12 protein-coding genes are annotated in these 17,390 nt (G+C 53.0%); 9 read left to right on the top strand and 3 right to left on the bottom strand.

The window, feature by feature from the left end:
* Positions 1 to 77 precede the first annotated feature (77 nt).
* From J4377_RS14405 to J4377_RS14375, 7 genes are all read left to right on the top strand, one after another.
* Positions 78 to 2,672 carry a TRAP transporter permease gene (locus tag J4377_RS14405; protein ID WP_095604039.1) on the top strand — a complete coding sequence of 865 codons (2,595 nt, stop codon included), beginning with the start codon at positions 78 to 80 and terminating at the stop codon, positions 2,670 to 2,672.
* An 11-nt stretch (positions 2,673 to 2,683) separates the two neighbouring features.
* The gene (locus tag J4377_RS14400; protein WP_038477844.1) at positions 2,684 to 3,112 is read left to right on the top strand and encodes a universal stress protein; all 429 of its coding nucleotides are present in this window, start codon (positions 2,684 to 2,686) and stop codon (positions 3,110 to 3,112) included.
* Positions 3,113 to 3,434: 322 nt separating this feature from the next.
* On the top strand, positions 3,435 to 4,253 hold the full coding sequence (locus J4377_RS14395; RefSeq protein ID WP_198348919.1) for a DUF2189 domain-containing protein: 819 nt from the start codon (positions 3,435 to 3,437) through the stop codon (positions 4,251 to 4,253).
* A gap of 210 nt (positions 4,254 to 4,463) precedes the next feature.
* Positions 4,464 to 5,003 (top strand): molybdopterin-dependent oxidoreductase, encoded by a 540-nt coding sequence (locus J4377_RS14390; RefSeq protein WP_370687205.1) that lies wholly within the window; start codon positions 4,464 to 4,466, stop codon positions 5,001 to 5,003.
* Entirely contained in the window at positions 4,993 to 7,245 is a 2,253-nt protein-coding gene (locus J4377_RS14385; protein WP_253486023.1) for an ATP-binding protein, read from the top strand. The genes J4377_RS14390 and J4377_RS14385 overlap by 11 nt, the downstream gene beginning before the upstream one ends.
* Complete coding sequence (nosP, locus tag J4377_RS14380; protein WP_370687189.1) at positions 7,199 to 8,386, top strand: nitric oxide-sensing protein NosP; 1,188 nt, start codon at positions 7,199 to 7,201, stop codon at positions 8,384 to 8,386. Before J4377_RS14385 ends, nosP begins: the two co-directional genes overlap by 47 nt.
* Entirely contained in the window at positions 8,358 to 9,770 is a 1,413-nt protein-coding gene (locus tag J4377_RS14375; RefSeq protein WP_253486021.1) for a hybrid sensor histidine kinase/response regulator, read from the top strand. Before nosP ends, J4377_RS14375 begins: the two co-directional genes overlap by 29 nt.
* A gap of 14 nt (positions 9,771 to 9,784) precedes the next feature.
* Here J4377_RS14375 and J4377_RS14370 read toward each other — a convergent pair whose 3' ends face one another.
* The gene (locus J4377_RS14370) at positions 9,785 to 10,468 is read right to left on the bottom strand and encodes a response regulator transcription factor (protein ID WP_089039695.1); all 684 of its coding nucleotides are present in this window, start codon (positions 10,466 to 10,468) and stop codon (positions 9,785 to 9,787) included.
* A 119-nt stretch (positions 10,469 to 10,587) separates the two neighbouring features.
* Here J4377_RS14370 and J4377_RS14365 point away from each other — a divergent pair, with 119 nt between their 5' ends.
* The gene (locus tag J4377_RS14365) at positions 10,588 to 12,108 is read left to right on the top strand and encodes an aldehyde dehydrogenase family protein (RefSeq protein ID WP_009721344.1); all 1,521 of its coding nucleotides are present in this window, start codon (positions 10,588 to 10,590) and stop codon (positions 12,106 to 12,108) included.
* A gap of 121 nt (positions 12,109 to 12,229) precedes the next feature.
* Entirely contained in the window at positions 12,230 to 13,258 is a 1,029-nt protein-coding gene (adhP, locus tag J4377_RS14360) for an alcohol dehydrogenase AdhP (RefSeq protein ID WP_174412708.1), read from the top strand.
* Positions 13,259 to 13,305: 47 nt separating this feature from the next.
* Here the strand turns inward: adhP and dauA are convergent, their stop codons facing one another.
* Positions 13,306 to 15,057, bottom strand: a complete 1,752-nt coding sequence (gene dauA / locus J4377_RS14355; protein ID WP_253486020.1) for a C4-dicarboxylic acid transporter DauA — start codon at positions 15,055 to 15,057, stop codon at positions 13,306 to 13,308.
* 200 nt (positions 15,058 to 15,257) lie between these two features.
* Positions 15,258 to 17,306 carry a choline BCCT transporter BetT gene (gene betT, locus J4377_RS14350; RefSeq protein WP_038477818.1) on the bottom strand — a complete coding sequence of 683 codons (2,049 nt, stop codon included), beginning with the start codon at positions 17,304 to 17,306 and terminating at the stop codon, positions 15,258 to 15,260.
* Between the last annotated feature and the right edge of the window lie 84 nt (positions 17,307 to 17,390).

Genomic DNA, 17,390 nt, shown 5'->3' with positions numbered 1-17,390 from the left:
GCATTTTAGTTTAGAATGTTTATAGGGCATTTCGATATGGCAATTATGCGTCAATCGTCTCGGAGAAGGGCAGGCATATGACTGAAGATAAGAATAGACCTTCGGGAGCCGGAGTAGACTTGGAGGATATGGTAGCCTCCAGTGACACGGGAGCCCGTAAACCGAGCGGCATGCCCGGTAAGCTTCTTGTAAGCATTGCAGCGGCGTGGTCTCTATTTCAATTGTGGATCGCTTCTCCAGTGCCCTTCATTTTGGGGTTTGGTGTTTTTAATGCCACTGAAGCTCGCTCTATCCACTTAGCTTTTGCACTGTTTCTGGCCTATATGGCCTATCCAGCGCTAAAGCGTTCACCGCGCGACCGCATTCCCATTCAGGATTGGGTATTGGCCTCGGCTGCTGCCTTCTGTGGTGCCTATATGTTCATGTTTTATGAACAGTTATCTCAACGACCGGGGGCACCGATCCTACAGGATGTGATCATTGGGGTGGCGGGGCTCCTGTTGCTGCTTGAGGCAACGCGTCGAGCGCTTGGGCCACCGCTGATGATCATTGCCTCGATCTTCATTATCTATTCCCTTGCCGGGCCCTACATGCCAGGCATTCTTTCCCATCGTGGCGTCAGTATCTTTGGTCTGGTTAATCACCAATGGCTGACTACCCAGGGGGTATTCGGTATCGCCCTTGGGGTATCGACTAGTTTCGTATTCTTGTTTGTGCTTTTCGGTGCCCTGCTCGATAAGGCGGGTGCCGGCAACTATTTCATCAAGGTGGCGTTCTCGTTGCTGGGCCACTACAAGGGGGGGCCGGCCAAGGCCGCTGTGGTGGCATCGGGCATGACCGGCCTGATCTCGGGCTCCTCGATTGCCAATGTGGTGACTACAGGTACCTTCACCGTGCCGATGATGAAACGCGTCGGTTTTTCCGCCGAAAAGGCGGGTGCCGTCGAGGTAGCCTCCTCTGTTAACGGGCAGATCATGCCCCCTGTGATGGGGGCCGCAGCTTTCCTCATGGTCGAATATGTCGGCATCTCCTATGTGGAGGTCATCAAGCATGCCTTTCTGCCGGCACTGATTTCCTACATCGCCTTGATCTATATCGTTCATCTCGAGGCCATGAAGGCCAACCTACAGGGTCTGCCAACCAGCAACCCTCCCAAGCCGTTGGTGCGTAAGGTGATCGGCTTTTTGGGCGGTTTGTTGCTGATGATGGTGACGGCGCTGGTAGTCTACTACGGCCTGGGGTGGTTAAAACCCGTTCTGGGCTCCGCCACGCCTTGGGTGGTGAGTGTGGCCCTGGCGGTGATCTACATCGCACTGCTCAAGGTGGCTGCAGGCTACCCAGAGCTCGAACTCGATGATCCGGATGAGCCGATCTTCAAATTGCCCCAGACGCGACCAACAGTGATGGTCGGGCTGCAGTTCATTCTGCCGGTGATCGTGTTGGTTTGGTGTCTGATGGTGGAGCGCTTGTCGCCTGGGCTGTCAGCATTCTGGGCCACGGTGTTCATGGTTTTCATTATCCTGACCCAGCGCCCCATCACGGCAATCTTCCGCGGACAGAGCGAGTTGGCCGAGGATATCCGTGCGGGTGTCCTTGATCTGTGGAGTGGCCTAGTGACTGGTGCTCGCAACATGATCGGCATCGGCATTGCCACCGCGACAGCCGGCATCATCGTTGGCGCGGTTTCCCAGACTGGTGTGGGTCTAGTGCTGGCCGATGTGGTGGAGATCCTCTCTATGGGGAACCTGATGCTGATCCTGCTGCTGACAGCAGTGCTCAGCCTGATCCTTGGCATGGGGCTGCCCACCACCGCCAACTACATCGTGGTGTCGGCACTACTCGCCCCGGTGATCGTGCAGCTCGGTGAACAGAACGGTCTGCTGGTGCCGCTGATCGCCGTTCACCTGTTCGTGTTCTATTTCGGCATTATGGCCGATGTGACACCACCGGTGGGGCTTGCCTCCTTCGCGGCAGCGGCGGTCTCGGGGGGAGACCCGATACGGACCGGTTTCCAGGCCTTCTATTACAGCTTGCGGACCGCGGCGCTACCGTTCCTGTTCATCTTCAACACCGACCTGCTGCTGATCGATGTGAGCTTCCTGCAGGGCATCCTGATCTTCATTATATCGACGATCGCGATGCTGATCTTCGCAGCTGGCACCCAAGGGTTCATGATCGTGCGTAACCGCTGGTATGAATCGATCCTGATGCTGCTGGTTGCGTTTACGCTGTTCCGCCCGGGGTTCTGGATGGACATGATCCATGATCCCTATGAGTCGGTGCCGCCATCACAATTCGTCCAGACGCTGGGTGCTGTCGACGAGGAGAGCACGCTGCGACTGCAGATCCGCGGTGAAGATGACTTCGGTGACCCGCTTACCACTTACATGATCCTGCCTGTGCCTGAAGGGCAGACGGGTGAGGAACGCCTGGAGAACTTGGGGCTTGAGCTGCTGATCGAAGATGAGAGGGCAGTGGTCGACATGGTGGCCTTCGGCAGTACGGCAGCGGACCTTGGCCTGGACTTCGATCAAGAAATCATCGAGGTGCTGGCCCCAGTTGACCGTTGGATCAAAGAGCTGATGTGGATTCCTGCGTTCCTGGTCTTTGGGCTGATTGTATTGATGCAGCGTCGGCGTCGTAATAACACGTCAGCTACTGCTACCGCATGAAGGAGAATGCCATGTACAGCAAGATCATGTTGCCGGTGGACTTGAATGAGGAAGCTTCTTGGTCAAAGGCGTTGCCTACAGCCCTGACGTTATGTCGTACTTTTGGTGCTTCGCTACATGTGGTTACGGTACTGCCGGATTACCGTATGCCTATGGTGGGTTCCTATTTTCCCAAGGACTTCGCTAAAAAGGCGCATGCAGCGATAACCGATGCACTTCATGACTTCATTAAGGAGAAAGTGCCTGAGGACATTCAGGTGCAAAGTGTCATTGTGAATGGATCCCCATGGGAGGGGATTATCAAGGCTGGTAAAAAACTGGATGTGGATCTTATCGTTATGGCATCACATACCAAGCGTAAATTTGTAGATTACGTTTTGGGCCCTAACGCTGAACATGTGGTTCATCACTCCAAGGTATCGGTAATGATCGTGCGCTGACGTTTTAGTACCGAGTTGCTTGTTAAGCGAACTCCAGGCCATTTGGCCTGGAGTTTTTGTTTGTGAGGTTATATTAACGCTGGCTAACGCATCGAATAAATTGGCGTTAATAGCATGAAAGCAGGATTTTTTGTACGCGATGCAGCTAGACAGCCCCACCTTGTCATTGCTCAGCTACATTAAAGATACGTTAAGCCATTAACCCATGGTTAACGAACTCATGCATGTGGCAACTTTTTCAGGGTATTGGGCAAGTTCGATCTCAATCTGAATGGGGTTTAAAAGCCACCACTGCATTGGGGTAAATCTAAGGAGTCATGCTATGAATGCAGCTACAACAAAAACGCACGGCCGAGCAGATATGCCTAATGTGAAAATCACTATTAATAAGGTGGGAATGGATCGGCCGCGTGCATGGCTTGCCGCGGGGTTTGAGGACTTTCGTCGCGCAACTGCTATCAGTTTAACCTACGGTATGTTTTGGGTGGGATTAAGCATAGCCATTACGGCGGGGGCAATAACACTCGGCTATTGGTACTGGTTATTACCTATGATCGCTGGGTTTATGTTTATTGGGCCACTGGTGGCGGTAGGCTCCTATGGCATTAGTCTTGCTCTTGAGCGGGGAAGGGTTCCTAACCTTGGCGATGCCTTCGGCAGTTGGCGTCCGCACGCAGGCCAGTTGGCGATGATGGGCGTGATGATGATGATTTTCTTCCTCGCCTGGATTCGCCTTGCAACGCTGCTGTTCGCGTTGTTCTTTGGCTTTGAAGTACCTAGTCCAGCAACCCTTTACACATCACTCCTTACCACGCCTGAAGGCTTAGGCATGATTGCAGTAGGTTCAGTAGCGGGCGGTATTCTCGCTTTCGGTGCGTTTGCGATTAGCTCAGTGGCTATCCCAACGCTAATGGATCAGGATCTTACCTTTATGGAGGGTATCGAAGCTAGCGTGCGCTGTGTTGCCAAAAACTTCCGTCCCATGCTGCTGTGGGCCGCTATTTTGACAGGTTGCGTTCTTATCGGTGTGCTTACGTTTTACATTGGCTTGGCCCTCATTTTACCCGTTTTAGGCCACGCAACATGGCATGCTTATGAAGACTTGGTGCGCTTCGAACCAGTCGAAAAACTTGAGACCTAGCGGTTAGAGAGCACTGAAATGTGGGCCTCAATCTAGCTGTTAAGTAAAAACATACTTAACCTGACTATGTAAAAGAGATAGCGTAACCTTTGCGCTATCTCTTTTTTATCCAGAGTCCTGCCTGTCTTGATAGTTGACAGAAGCGGTTCTATTTTCAAGACATTGTGTCGTGAGGTAAGCGTTGTGAAAGCGTTTTTACTGGGGTGGATTATGCTGGCGCTCAGTATTCCCGTGACGGGCCATGCGCGGACAGATGCCTCCCTTGATATGCCCGAAGGGCCTGTTATTCTCACAATCAGCGGTGACATCACGCATTTCAACGCAACCCAGGGCGCGCGCTTTGATCGTGATATGTTACAAGCTTTGCCACAGCACTCCTTTGAAACGGGCACGCCGTGGACCGAAGGTAGTAGTACTTATAGCGGACCGCTGATGCGAACATTATTAGAGCATGTCGGGCTGCCTGGTTCTGAAAATAGCTCTGGAAATAGCTCTGGAAATAGCTCTGGAAATAGCTCTGAAAATAGCGTTTATGTCTCTGCATTAAACGGGTTCGAAGCAGAAATTCCGATCAGTGACTTTTATGAGTACGATGTGATCCTAGCATTAGAGCGGAACGGGCAAAGCATTCCTATCCGTGAGTATGGCCCTTTGTGGGTGCTCTATCCTTTCAGCCAAGATGAGGCTCTTTTGAGTGAAAAAATGCGTTTTAGAGCTGTTTGGCAAGTTATGCAGATAAATGTCCGTTAGCCGATCTCTTTCTCGGGCTCCCCGCCTGCTGCGTTATCCGCGTCGCTTTAAAGTGGTTGCTATGATTACCGTCCTGCTGTTCGCGGCAGCTTTGGTAGTGGCAGCGTTAGCGGCTTGGCGTCAGGATAATTTGACACAAAGTTTGAGAGAAGATACGGCTTGGGTTGTTTATAAGCTTGATCGCGATGCGATTCAGCTATTCAACCACTTGCTTGCGGCCACCCGTGGCCCGATTTCACCTTCCGATCAGGACGATCTGAACCTGCACTTCGAACTGCTCTATAGTCGAATAACGCTGTTACAAGAGGGCGAGGTGAGCCTGCTGCTAGACAACATCAGTATGGCAAAAGCGTTATTAGTTCAAATTCAGCAGCAGCTAGATACGCTAGATCCCATGTTTGAACCTCATGCATCTTTGCCTCAGCTGCCGATTGCTGAGCTAGAGGAAGAGCTGTTGGTGCTAACTCGACTGACAGAGCGATTTGTTATCGCTATTAATGGTTATCTAGCGAAGTCTGCTACTGAAGAGCGCGCGCTATTAAATATTTTATATAAGCTTTTAATGTCGTTATTGGTGGGAATGAGTTTCGCTGTATTGCTGGTAATTGTGTTTCTGGTGCGTGAAATGCGAGAAAGCGCCTCCGCTCGTCGTGAGCAAGAGCAACTTAGCCATCAACTAGAAATCACTGCCACGCAGGCACAGGCCGCGAATCACGCTAAATCTGACTTTTTAGCAATGGTTAGTCATGAAATTCGCACGCCGCTCAACGGCGTTATTGGTATGAGTGAGTTGCTGCGTGAACCATCTAGCCTTGCGCAAGTAGAAGACTATGCTCGTACGATTCATGACAGCGCTAATCAGTTGTTAGCGATGATCAATGAAATTCTTGATTTTTCAAAGATTGAAGCGGGGCACCTAACGCTTGAAACTTCGCCCACCGCCCTTAAACCATTAGTCGACAGCGTTATATCGCTTTTTGAGCCTCGCGCTAAGGAAAAAGGCCTGCAGTTAGCGTTAGATGTTGATCCTTTAGTACCGGCATGGGTAATGATCGATGCCAGCCGATTGCGCCAGATTTTGCTTAACCTCATCACAAACGCTATTAAATTTACTGACCATGGTAGAGTCAATATACGTATTTATTCCACGGTAAAGAGCCTGTTATTTGAAGTTTGTGATACCGGTTGTGGCTTAAATGAGGAGCAACAGGCGTCACTGTTTGAGCCATTTCAACAAGCGGATGAGTCTGTTGCGCGCAGATTCGGTGGTACTGGACTAGGTTTGGCGATTTGTAAACGCTTAAGCGAAGCCATGCAAGGACGATTAGGGGTTCGTAGCACTCCTGGGCAGGGCAGCACATTTTGGTGCGAATTGCCCCTGGTAGAAGCCAGCCCCGTCACCGCTCCATTGCCGCCCGAACCAACGCAGGATTTTACAGGCACCTCCCTACTACTTGTGGAAGACAATGCCGTCAATCGTAAAGTTGCCACTGGGCTGCTGTCGCGCCTTGGATGTGATGTCGTCTGTGCTGAAAATGGCCAAGATGCACTGGACATGGTGCAGGCTCAGCAGGTGCACCTTATCTTTATGGATATCCAGCTACCGGATATTGACGGCATCACCGTGACCAAAAGGCTTCGATCTCAAGGCGGTTGGCTGGCTAACGTGCCGATTGTGGCCATGACGGCTGGCGGCGTGGAAGATGTTCGTCAGCGCTGTCTAGCAGCAGGAATGAACGATTACATTACCAAACCACTATCACTACTTTCCCTTAGCAATGTGCTGTCACTGCAGCTATTTACGGCTTCGCGCCCAGATTCCTTGTCGGCGTTGCCTTTAGATCAGGAGCAGCAAGAGTTACAGCCACTCCTTAACCATGCAACACTAGAGTCCCTGGTTATGTCACTGGGAGCTGAAAGTGTCGATCAGCTCATCATGCTTTATTACCAGCAAGTGAGTGATTACTCTGCGCAGTTGGCTGCTTACCTAAGGAACGCGGAATTTCTGACAACGGAGCAAGCCAAGCAAGTGGCGCGCTTAGCACATCAGCTGCGCGGCGAATCGCTCGGTGTGGGGGCAGAGCGTTTGGCCGCTGAGGCTAAACGGCTCGAAATAATCGCTAGTAACAGCGCGTCTTCACCGCAAGATTTTACTGAAACCATGAATCTGTTGAGGCAAACCGCTTCGCGAACTCATGCAGCGTTGGAGAAATGGCGCCGTGACGATAGCACCGAAGAATAGCGGTATTCAGATCGCTGCCAGCAACCAGCTAAATCCCTTTCAAGCCGCCGGTGAACTGGCTCAGCAGCTAGGCCATGAGCACTTAGGTTTTGTGCTGTTTTTTTGCAGTGCAGAGTATCCGTTAGAGGAACTAGCAGCTGCCCTTGGCGGTGCGTTTGATAAGGTGCCGATGAGTGGTTGCACGACGGCGGGCGAGATTACACCGCTAGGCTATGACCGAGGCTCTGTGGTTGCGATAGGTTTTGATAGTCGCGTGTTTGCAATCGAAACCGCACTGGTAGACGACCTTGAACACTTTGACCTTAGCCGCGCACAACCGCTCGTCGACACTTTGCTGGAGCGTTGCCGACAGCAGGCGGTTGCACCCGTGAACGAGCATAGCTTTGCCCTCACGTTACTAGATGGTTTGTCCAGCCGTGAAGAACAGGTGTTAGCAACCTTAGATGCTGCTCTTGGACGTATTCCCAGCTTTGGCGGCTCGGCCGGTGATGATAATCACCTTAGCCATACCCATGTTTATGCGAATGGGCATTTTCATACCCGCGCGGCCGTGGTGGTAATGCTTAACACGCGGCTCCCGTTTGAGGTGTTTTCTACCCACCATCTTGAGCCGCTTGCCCATAAATTGGTGGTAACAGAGGCTGACCGGGAGCAGCGCCGAGTGCTAGAACTCAACGGATTACCTGCTGCTGACGTGTATGCAGCGTTAGTCGGCTGTTCTGTTGATGCGCTATCGCCATCCATTTTTGCCCAGCACCCGCTGGCAGTTTATATCGGCGGCCAACACTATATTCGTTCAATACAACGCGTGAATGAAGATGCTAGCCTAACGTTTTACTGTGCGGTAGAAACGGGCATTGTGCTCACCGCGATGCGGCCTGCGCCGTTACTCTTAGATCTAGAGGTGATGCTACAGCGCGTGCAACAACGCCTGGGTGCAACACCTTCGATTATAGGCTGTGATTGTTTCTTAAGGCGTATGGCGCTTGAGTCCTTGCAGCAGTTGGATCAGGCGTCAGCGCTGCTTCGTCAGGCACGAGTGGTGGGGTTTAATACCTACGGCGAACATCATCATGGCATGCACGTAAATCAAACCTTTACGGGGGTGGCTTTTGGCGCTCTTCCAACTAGCGGCGGATAGCGATACTGCGGCGGATAATGCCACGCTGCGCGAGGAAAACCGCCGTTTGCGTAAGGTTTGCCAGGCGCTGATGGAGCGTGTGGAGTCCGGAGCAAGCCCTAACAGCGCCCCTTATGCAGCGTTTGAGCGCTCGGTGCTGCTGGCAGAGCAAGTACGCGAACGCACCGACGCACTTCATCGCACATTAGATGAACTTAGCCAAGTAAATGCACGACTGCTGGCGGCGAATGCCGAAGCAGAGGCGGCCAATCTTTCCAAAACGAAATTTTTAGCGGCGGTCAGTCATGACCTGCTTCAGCCGTTAAACGCCGCACGGTTATTCGCCAGTGCCTTAGAAACGCATGCGCTCCCCGAGGCCTCCCAGGCTTTGGTAGGCCACATAGGGCGTTCGTTAAAAGATGTTGAAGGGCTTTTAGGTACATTGGTGGATATTTCCCGCCTGGATGCCGGCGTGCTTCACGCGGATAAAGCACCGTTTGCGGTAAGCACGCTGTTAGATGCCTTGGCCGAAGAGTATCGGCAAGTGGCCGCCGTACGTGGGCTGACGCTTCACTATGTACCGTCGAGTGTCGTGGTCGAATCTGATCTAGCGCTGCTGGCGCGTGTCGTGCGCAACTTCCTCAGCAATGCTGTGCGCTATACCGAACATGGTCACTTACTGCTTGGCTGTCGACGACGCGCCAACGGTCTTGAAATTATGGTGGGCGATACTGGGCCGGGTATACCAGAGCCACAGCGTAAGGCGATTTTTCTAGAATTTCGCCGCGCCAACCAGTCCCAAAGTGGCCACAGCCGAGGGCTTGGATTGGGACTGGCAATCGTAGATCGTATCAGCACTATGTTAGAGCACCCGGTGTCGCTTACTTCACAGCTTGGGCGTGGCTCGCTTTTTTCTGTGCTGGTCCCTTTTTCTGTGCCAGCACCTAATGCAGCCCCAAGCGCGGGCGCATCGCCCGTTGCGTATGCGCCAAAAGCGTTGCCTGGATCTGATCGTTGGCAGCACGATCCGCTACAAGGCTGTGTCATATGGGTGATTGATGATGATCCCGCGATTATAGAAGGGATGCAGGCGTTGCTGGGCAGTTGGGGGTGTCGGGTGAGGGCAGCCGCTACGGTGAGTGCGCTGGAAGCAGCGAGTGACGGTGAGCGCCCGGCTGTGCTGTTGGTGGATTATCACCTGGGGGATCACCGCGAAAATGGGATCGATCTGGCGGCAAGATTGCGTCGACGCTACCCAGGGTTGGCCACCGTAGTCATCACTGCCAACCATGAGGCAGCCTTGAAGCGGGCCACCCGGGAAGCAGGTATGCACTGTTTGTTAAAGCCGCTTAAGCCTCTTCGTTTAAAGATGCTACTGGGAACGCTCTTAGAGAATTCCACTTAACGGGAAGTCGGCAGTTAGGTGGAAGAGGTTCGTTTGGCAAGATAAGCGCCTAGCTCCTCTTCACCTGCGATGACGATGGCATGCACTCTACTTGTTGCACCTAGCTTGCGTAAAATAGCCGAGACATGCGTTTTAACGGTAGTTTCAGCGATGAACAGTTCTCGTGCGATCTGTTTGTTGGACATCCCCTGAGCCATGCAACCCAATACATCTAACTGCTTGTCGGTTAAGCGTATTAGCCGTTCGCGGGATACCTCCGACGAAGGCGTCAACGCTGATGACTCCATGCGTGGGGGCGGCTGGCGCATAATATCTGCAGGCAGATAAAGTTGCCCCTGAAGAATTTGGTTGAGTGCTGCTAACAGCTGCTCTCGGGGAGTTGATTTCGGAATATAGCCTACGGCACCTTGGGTAATGGCATCTAACACCAACTGGCGCTCCTGATGTGCCGAAACAATAGCGACGGGGAGCCATGGGAATCTTTCTCGAAGTATTGTCAGACCCTCTAGTCCATCGGCATCGGGCAGGCTTAAATCGAGCAACAGCAGATCAAGCTCATCGTGGGTGCCTATCGTGTGAATAGCCGCCGCCAAACTGTCCGACTCCAGCAGTTGAGTATCTGTTAAACCAGCGCTAATCACCGCGTGTAGTGCTTCGCGAAACAGCGGATGGTCATCTGCCACTAGCAACGAGTACATGGCGTCTCCTACCAAGGGATGAGGGTGCGTCCTGCCATCGGGCTATATCGTAAATGGCGTGTGTAGCTAACACTGGGTAGGCACCTTATTTAATAATCATAATACTCAGGAGCTTTACCATGATCTACGCCAACCCGGGTGATGCTGGTTCCGTTGTGTCCTTTGAAAAACGCTTTGGCAACTATATCGGCGGTGAGTTTGTTCCCCCGGTCAACGGCCAGTACTTTGATAATATCAGTCCTGTTAACGGCCAAGTATTCTGCGAAATTCCCCGCTCTAGCGCTGAAGACATTGAGAAAGCGCTAGATGCAGCTCACAAAGCAGCGCCTGCCTGGGGTAAAACCTCCGTTCAAGAGCGCAGTAACATCCTACTTAAGATTGCCGACCGCCTCGAGCAAAACCTTGAAATGCTGGCTGTCGCAGAAACGTGGGATAACGGAAAAGCGGTTCGTGAAACCCTGAATGCGGATATTCCGCTTGCTGTTGACCACTTCCGTTACTTTGCTGGCTGCCTGCGCTCACAAGAAGGTACGGCTGCGGATATCGATGCTAACACTGTTGCCTACCACTTCCATGAGCCGCTGGGCGTTGTTGGTCAAATTATTCCCTGGAACTTCCCGATTCTAATGGCTGCTTGGAAACTTGGCCCTGCCCTTGCCGCGGGTAACTGCGTCATACTGAAGCCAGCTGAGCAAACTCCTGCCTCGATATTGAAAGTTATGGAGGTTATTGGCGACCTGCTGCCTCCCGGCGTGCTAAACGTCGTTAATGGATTTGGCGCAGAAGCAGGCCAAGCACTCGCCACCAGCAAGCGTATTGCCAAAATTGCCTTTACCGGTTCGACGCCGGTTGGCTCGCATATTCTTAAATGTGCCGCAGAAAATATTATTCCTTCGACAGTGGAGCTGGGTGGTAAATCGCCCAATATCTATTTCGCTGACATCATGAACGCAGAGCCGACGTTTATTGATAAAGCCGTCGAAGGCTTAGTGCTAGCATTCTTCAACCAAGGCGAAGTATGTACCTGTCCTTCTCGTGCGTTGATTCAAGAGAGCATGTACGACGAGTTTATGGCCAAGGTGGTTGAGCGGACTAAAACAATCAAGCGTGGTAACCCGCTGGATACCGACGTGCAAGTAGGCGCTCAGGCGTCACAAGAGCAGTTCGATAAAATCATGTCATACATGGATATCGCGCGTGACGAAGGCGCTGAATTCCTTGCTGGCGGTGATAAAGAGAGCCTGGATGACAGCATCAATGGCGGCTACTACATCCAGCCGACACTGCTCAAAGGCAACAACAAGATGCGCGTCTTCCAAGAAGAGATTTTTGGTCCTGTGGTTGCTGTTACCACCTTCAAAGATGAAGAAGAAGCGCTCGCCATTGCCAACGATACCGAGTTCGGCCTGGGTGCCGGCGTATGGAGCCGTGACATCAATGTCGCCTTCCGTATGGGGCGTGGCATTCAAGCAGGTCGCGTATGGACCAACTGCTATCACCAGTACCCTGCCCATGCTGCGTTTGGCGGTTATAAGAAATCAGGCGTAGGTCGCGAAACTCATAAAGTGGCGCTTGAGCACTATCAGCAAACTAAGAACCTGCTAGTGAGTTACGATATTAACCCGCTAGGTTTCTTCTAATACACTATTCTGCAGTGATACCGCCCGGCCATTGCCGGGCGTTTTGCTACTCCTCTGACGCTTACTGTAACGATAAGAGCAACCACAAGTTGCCACATCGACAACCATCAGGAGTTGCATCATGGATAACACAATGCGGGCGGCAGTCGTACGCGAATTCGGCCAGCCACTAGAGATAGAAGAAGTAAACGTGCCTCGTCCCAAGCGGGGTGAGGTGCTGATGAAGGTGGCGGCCTCTGGCGTTTGCCACACCGATTTACATGCAGCACACGGCGATTGGCCGGTAAAACCCTCGCCACCGTTTATTCCAGGGCACGAAGGCGTTGGGCATATCGTGGCGGTGGGTGACGGCGTTACCCATGTCAAAGAGGGCGATCGTATTGGCGTGCCCTGGCTGTACTCAGCCTGTGGTTACTGTGAACACTGTTTAGGCGGCTGGGAAACCCTGTGTGAATCCCAGCAAAATACCGGTTATTCGGTCAACGGTGGGTTTGCCGACTATACCTTGGCGGATGCGGGCTATGTAGGGCGTCTGCCGGACGCCGTTGATTTCATTGAAATAGCCCCGGTTCTGTGTGCGGGAGTGACGGTTTATAAAGGCTTGAAAATGACCGATACCCGCCCCGGCCAGTGGGTGGTTATTTCAGGCGTCGGCGGCCTGGGGCACATGGCGGTGCAGTACGCGAAAGCGATGGGGCTGAACGTCGCGGCTGTTGATATTGACGACGGTAAATTAGCCCTAGCCGAACGGCTAGGTGCCACTGTAACGGTTAACGCGATGAAAACCGACCCGGCGGCGTATCTGAAGAAAACCATTGGTGGTGCCCATGGGGCACTGGTCACAGCGGTATCGCCGAAGGCGTTTGATCAAGCGCAAAACATGCTGCGCCGTGGTGGCACTCTGGTGCTCAATGGCTTGCCTCCGGGTGACTTCCCACTGCCGATCTTCAGCACGGTGCTTAACGGTATTACCATTCGTGGCTCTATCGTGGGGACGCGCAGTGACCTTCAAGAAGCGCTGGATTTCGCCGCCGAAGGCAAAGTCAAAGCGACCGTGGCGACCGACACGCTAGACAATATCAACGACGTCTTCCAACGTATGATCGACGGCAAGATAGAAGGCCGTATTGTGCTGGATATGGCGAGCTGAGCGAGCAAGTGGGGGAGACGATAGCTCCCCCTTTTATTCCCTGCCGTCTATTCAATACCCACTGAATCTTTCTTTTCCAACCAGCGTTGTGCCATACGCTCGGCATGGGCAAGATTGCTCACGACCGCTAATTTGCCCACTTCACGCTTAATGCCCGCGCGTTTAATTTTGAGTGCCAGGCGCGGCTGCAGCCCAACAAACATCACTCCTACGCCTTGTTCGCTAAGCTCACGGCGCAACGTATCTAACGCCACCATGGCCGTGGTATCCAGACTGGGAACTGCGCGCATATCCAGAACGATAATTCGCACGCTGTGATCAATTACTCGTAGCGTGGCAATCGCCTTTTCTGCGGCGCCGAAAAATAGTGGGCCGTGAATTTTGTAAAGGGCGACTTCCGGTGGGAAGTGCGCGTCTTTATCGGGTGTGTCTAAGCGTTGAGTGTGGGTCAACTGTGCCATGCGGCGAATAAACAAGGCGGCGGCCAAGCCAATACCGACAGCCACCGCAATCACCATATCGAAAAGTACCGTTAGCCCAAAGCAGATCACCAGCACCCACACATCGCTAGCGGGGGCACTTTTCAGTGTATGCACAAAGTGTCGTGCCTCGCTCATATTCCAGGCGATGATAAATAGTAGCGCAGCCAGGGCCGCCATAGGCACATGTCCCAGAACGCCTGCCAGCGCGACTACCGCGAGTAGCACCACCAGCGAATGAACTACTGCGGCGAGAGGTGAGAAGGCGCCGCTTTTGATGTTGGTCGCCGTGCGGGCAAGCGCTGCTGTGGCAGTAATGCCGCCAAAGAAGGGCACGATTAAGTTGCCCAGCCCCTGACCAATCAGTTCAGCATTAGGATCATGTCGAGTGCGGGTTAGGCCATCTGCCACGACGGCGCAGAGCAGTGATTCAATGGCCGCCAGTAACGCGATGGCTAGCGCTGGGCCAAGCAGCGCTTGAATTAGCGCGAAGTTAATCTCAAGCGGTGCGCCGTCAGCGCCAGGAAAGTGCCAGGGTGCAGCAACGCTAGGTGCAAAGGGTGGAATGCCGCTACCGCTTTCACCTTGGAACTCCCAGCTAAACCGTGAGGCGATCGTGTCGACTTCAACGCCACTCATTACTAGTAGTGCGGCAGCCAGGGTACCTACCGCCAAGCCAACTAGTGGCGCAGGTATCGGGGTATTCAATCTGGGCCAGATTAACAGCGTTGCCAAGGTAACAACTCCCACGCTGATTTCTGCGGGGGAAAGAGTGGGTAGCGCTTGGCCAATCAGTACTAGGTTATGCAGGGTACTATCGCCTAGCTCTACTCCGGCCAAGCCAAGAAAGTCAGGTAGTTGTAGGAGCGCAATGACTACCCCGATGCCCGCCGTAAAGCCGAGGATAACCGGGTAGGGCACGTACTGAATCAGACTGCCTAACCGAGAAAGCCCCAGTGCGACCAAAATAGCACCCGCCATCAGTGTGGCGATCAGCAGTCCGCCCAGGCCATGGTTGGCGACAATAGGAAATAGAATTACCACAAAAGCGGCGGTGGGGCCGGAAATGTTAAAACGCGAGCCACCCGTCAAAGCGATCACTGCGCCCGCGACAATCGCAGTATAAAGCCCGTGTTGGGGCGGCACGCCAGTGGCAATCGCCAGCGCCATAGAAAGTGGGACGGCTACCACACCAATCGTTAGCCCCGCCATGACATCACGTTTCAATTTGGCAAGCGTGTATCCTTCGCGCCAAGCGCTAAGTAGTGCACTGCCCGGCACTGGAAAGGCGTATCCCGAAGGTCGGTGAGCGCGGGCCATCAGGCAAGTCTCCTAATAAAGTTGAAAAACAAGCAAGTGGGAAAACAAGCAAGTGGGAAAACAAAGTTTTACGTTACGCCTGCCCAGTGATTCTCACAATATGGCGTTAGTTGTGAGGGGCGTCATCAGGGCGTTTTTCGGGCATAAAAAAATCCCAGCACGTAGCTGGGATTTCTCTTTTCACTTAAAGACTTACGCCATTACATCTGGGAATCTTCGGGCGGTTCGCCGATGGTGCCGGGCATTGCTTGCACATGGCCCATCTGTTGACCTGCCAGAGTAAGGAAGTGTAGATGGCGTTCGTACTCTGCCACGAGATCACCAATCACTTGACCACGGGTATAGCCGTTCAAGTCTTTATCTTGACCGCCTTCAGCTAAGTACACGTCCAAGCGGACATAGAAGTCATCATCCGCAGGTATAAAGCTGGGTGTACGCATACGGTGCGGACATACTTGATAGACAAAGCTAGTGGCATCGCCCAGGTCAACCTGCAGCGTCAGATTGGGAAGCGACTCGCCATCAAGATGCTCTTCGGTAACGTTGGCGGTTTGGCCTCTGCTTTCAAGTTCTTGGGCAAATTGCGTCATCGCTGGGCGAATAGAGTGTTGAATGGTTGCCGCGGCACCCGCACGGTTAGAGGTATCCAGCGCACGATCCAAACGCTCGCGCCAGTCGCCGCCGGGTGCGCCACCGGCAATCATGCGACGTGCGTCGGCTTTGCTGCCTTCCAGTTTTAGGGCTTTATACATTCCCACCATGACGGCGAAAATCACCAATGAGAAAGGCAGGGCGGTAATCACCACGGCACTTTGCAGAGCGTTTAAGCCGCCAGCCATTAACAGGGCGATGGTGATCAAGCCAATCACTGCCGACCAGAAAATACGCAGACGGATCGGCGCATCATGGTTAACGTCACTCAAAATAGAAGTGAAGTTGGCCAGTACCAGCGCACCGGAGTCCGCAGAGGTAATAAAGAACACAATGCCTAGCACTGTTACTATGGCTGCAGTAAGACCTGCGTAAGGATAGTACTCAAGCAGTGTATAAAGCGTGGTTTGCGGAGTGTTGAGTGCCTGCTCACCCAGCTCGACCACACCTTGGTTGGCCACCAGCTCAATGCCGCTGTTACCGAACACCGACATCCAGACCATCATAAAGGCCAGCGGAATAAACAACGCTCCAGCAACAAATTCGCGGATGGTACGGCCACGTGAAATACGTGCCAAGAAAAGGCCGACAAACGGTGTCCAGGCAATCCACCAGCCCCAGAAGAAGATCGTCCACCACATTTTCCACTCTTGGGCGCCTTCATCGGCAAACGCGTAGGTGTCAAAGCTGGCACCCACAAACCCAGAAAGGTAGTCACCGGCGTTATTGACCACTTTATCTAGTAGGACCAGGGTATCGCCTGAAAAGAGTACAAATAGCATCAGGGCTAGCGCGAGTAGCATGTTGAACTCAGAAAGACGGCGAATGCCTTTCTCGACGCCAGTCACCACAGAAATGGTTGCCAACACCACGACCAGGACGATCAAAATCACTTGCACGGTGAGGGTTTCAGGCACACCAAACATGTAGGTAAGGCCGTAATTGAGCTGCATCACCCCAATACCCAGGCTAGTGGCGATACCGAATACAGTGGAGACAACAGCGGTAATGTCTACGGCGTTACCGATTGGCCCGTGGATACGCTTGCCTAAAATTGGATAGAGAGCGCTACGGATCGCCAGTGGCAAGCGATGGCGGTAACTAAAGTAGGCCAGCGCCATACCCATCAACACGTACAGCCCCCAGCCGGAAAGCCCCCAGTGCAGATAGGTTTGAACGACGGCCTGACGCATGGCCTCTTGGCTTTCAGGCGCTAGATCAGGTGGTGCCAGATAGTGGGCGACCGGTTCAGCAACGCTGAAAAACAGCAAGTCAATACCGATACCTGCAGCAAACAGCATGGCTGACCACGATAGCAACGAAAACTCAGGCCGAGAGTGATCTGGGCCAAGGCGAATGCTGCCAAAGCGCGACATGCCAATAATCACCACAAATACCAGATAAGCCACAATCGCCAGCATGTAGTACCAGCCGAATGTTTTACTTACCCAGGCAAGCCCAGCATCGAAGAAAGCACCGGCCTGTTCGGTAAACAGCATGGTAAGAATCAAGAAAAGGAGAATTCCCGCCACACTCCCGTGGAAAACCACGGGATTGAGGCGGTCGCGTGAGGGGAGGTTGGGGTTGTCTTTCGCCATGGAGGCGGACTCCTGTTGTTAAGACAAGAATTAAAAACAGCGTTATTTTTGAATGAACGTTCAAATAAAATACGCGGTTTATGT

It is taken from the genome of Halomonas sp. XH26, from assembly GCF_024138895.1.
In the GTDB taxonomy this organism is placed as follows: Bacteria; Pseudomonadota; Gammaproteobacteria; order Pseudomonadales; family Halomonadaceae; genus Vreelandella; species Vreelandella alkaliphila.
This window is presented reverse-complemented; position numbering and strand designations above follow the sequence as displayed.